We start from the raw sequence: 2,770 nt of genomic DNA, 5'->3' as shown, positions 1-2,770 counted from the left end.
CACCACCCCGATATTTTTGTGTCTGGGGGGTGCGTTTTTTTTAATACGAGACCGGGGCCGGTCCACGTAAATACCACCCGTCGACCGGCCCCGGCTGACACCGACTAGGCGCGCGGCTTCTCGCGCATCTCGTAGGTCTCGATGATGTCGTCGACCTTGATGTCGTTGAACGACCCCAGGGTGACACCGGCCTCGAAGCCCTCGCGGACCTCGGTCGCGTCGTCCTTGAAGCGGCGCAGACCCTCGATGGAGAGGTTCTCCGCCACGACCTTGCCGTCGCGCAGCAGGCGGGCCTTGGCGTTGCGGCGGATGATGCCGTCGCGGACCAGGACACCGGCGATGTTGCCGAACTTGGAGGAGCGGAAGACCTCGCGGATCTCCGCGGCGCCGAGGCGCACCTCCTCGTACTCCGGCTTGAGCATGCCCTTGAGGGCGTTCTCGATCTCCTCGATCGCCTGGTAGATGACCGAGTAGTACCGGACGTCCACGCCTTCCTTCTCGGCCGCGGTACGCGCACGGCCCTCGGCGCGCACGTTGAAGCCGATGATGATGGCGTCCGAGCCCATCGCCAGGTCCACGTCGGACTCGGTGATGGCACCCACACCGCGGTGCAGGACCCGGAGTTCGACCTCCTCGCCCACGTCCAGCTTGACCAGGGCGTCCTCAAGGGCCTCGACCGAACCGGAGACGTCACCCTTGATGATGAGGTTGAGCTGCTCGATGGAGCCGGCGGCGATGGCCTTGTCCAGGTCCTCCAGGGACACCCGGACCCGACGCTGCGCGAAGGCGGCGTTGCGGTCGCGGGCCGAGCGCTTCTCGGCGATCTGGCGGGCGGTGCGGTCCTCGTCGACGACGATGAAGCTGTCGCCGGCGCGGGGCACCGAGGTCAGACCGAGCAGCAGCACCGGACGGGACGGGCCTGCCTCGGTGAGGTTGTTGCCGTTCTCGTCCAGCATCGCGCGGACGCGGCCGTAGGCGTCGCCCACGACGATCGAGTCGCCGACGCGGAGGGTACCGCGCTGCACGAGCACGGTCGCCATGGCGCCGCGGCCCTTGTCCAGGTGCGCCTCGATGGCGATACCCTGCGCGTCCTGCTCGGGGTTGGCCCGCAGGTCCAGCGAGGCGTCCGCGGTCAGGACCACGGCCTCCAGCAGCTGGTCGATGTGCAGGCCCTGGCGGGCGGAGATGTCGACGAACATGGTGTCGCCGCCGTACTCCTCGGCCACCAGACCGAACTCGGTCAGCTGACCGCGGACCTTGGTCGGGTCGGCGCCCTCGACGTCGATCTTGTTGACGGCGACCACGATCGGCACACCGGCGGCCTTGGCGTGGTTCAGCGCCTCGACCGTCTGCGGCATGACACCGTCGTTGGCCGCGACCACCAGGATCGCGATGTCGGTGGACTTGGCACCACGGGCACGCATGGCGGAGAACGCCTCGTGACCCGGGGTGTCCAGGAAGGTGATCGGACGCTGCTCGCCGTTCACCTCGGTGACGACCTGGTAGGCACCGATGTGCTGGGTGATGCCACCGGCCTCACCGGCCACCACGTTGGACTTGCGGATGGCGTCCAGCAGGCGGGTCTTACCGTGGTCGACGTGACCCATGACGGTGACGACCGGCGGGCGCGGGGCCAGCTGGTCCTCGTCGCCCTCGTCGGCGCCGAAGTCGATGTCGAACGACTCCAGCAGCTCGCGGTCCTCGTCGTCCCGGCTGACGATCTCGAGCTGGAAGCCCATCTCGCCGGCCAGCAGTTCGAGGGTCGCGTCGGAGACCGACTGCGTCGCGGTGACCATCTCACCGAGGTTGAACATGACGGAGACGAGCGCGGCCGGGTTGGCGTTGATCTTCTCCGCGAAGTCCATCAGCGAGGCGCCGCTCGACAGGCGAACGGTCTGGCCGTTGCCGCGAGGCAGCATCACACCGCCGACGGACGGGGCCTGCATGGCCTCGTACTCCTGGCGCTTCGCCCGCTTCGACTTGCGACCGCGCGCCGGGCGACCGCCCGGGCCACGACCGAAGGCGCCCTGCGTGCCGCCACGGGCACCCGGGCCGCCGGGACGACCGCCGAAACCACCGGGACGCGGACCGAAGCCGCCGCCGCCACCCGGGGCACCGCCACCGGGACGCGGGCCGCCGAAGCCGCCGCCACCGGCCGGACGCGAGCCCGGACCGGCCGGACGACCCTGGAAACCGGGACGGGCACCGCCGGCACCCGGACCACCCGGACGGCCGCCGGGGCCACCCGGTCCACGGCCACCCGGACCCGGACGCGGGCCGGCCGGACGCTGCGGCATCATGCCCGGGTTCGGGCGCGGCATGCCGGACGGGGTCGGGCCGCCGGGACGCGGCGCGGCCGGACGCGGCATGCCGTCGGGACGCGGGGCACCACCCGGACGGGGGGCACCGGCACCCGGAGCACCCGGACGCGGAGCGCCACCGGGACGCGGGGCGCCACCGGCACCCGGAGCACCCGGACGCGGGGCACCACCGGGACGCGGGGCGCCACCGGCACCCGGAGCGCCGGCGGGACGCGGACGGTCGCCACCCGGACGCGGACGGTCGCCGCCCTGGGCACCACCCGGACGCGGAGCACCGCCCTGACCGCCCTGACGGCGGTCGCCGGGGCGGCTGACCTCGCTCGATGTCCGCTACAGCAGCCCGGGGGCGCGCGCCGTGCCCTGGGCCGAGGCCTGGACGATGCTGGAGCGCGCCGAGCTGTACTGGCTCTCGACCGTACGGCCGGACCACGCCCCGCACGTCACCCCGG

1 protein-coding gene and 1 pseudogene are annotated in these 2,770 nt (G+C 72.1%); one reads left to right on the top strand and one right to left on the bottom strand.

Going from position 1 to position 2,770, the window contains the following annotated elements:
* Positions 1 to 104: 104 nt before the first annotated feature.
* A complete protein-coding gene (gene infB, locus ACFU7Y_RS42685) occupies positions 105 to 1,946 on the bottom strand; it encodes a translation initiation factor IF-2 (protein WP_380771842.1) in 1,842 nt (613 codons plus the stop codon).
* Positions 1,947 to 2,631: 685 nt separating this feature from the next.
* Between infB and ACFU7Y_RS42680 the strand changes: the two are divergent.
* Positions 2,632 to 2,770: pseudogene (locus ACFU7Y_RS42680) on the top strand (pyridoxamine 5'-phosphate oxidase family protein); the annotation flags it as partial.

Origin of the sequence: Kitasatospora sp. NPDC057542 (genome assembly GCF_042801945.1) — a bacterium.
In the GTDB taxonomy this organism is placed as follows: Bacteria; Actinomycetota; Actinomycetes; order Streptomycetales; family Streptomycetaceae; genus Kitasatospora.
Note: the sequence above shows the minus strand (reverse complement) of the source record. Positions and strands in the feature narration are given on the sequence as shown.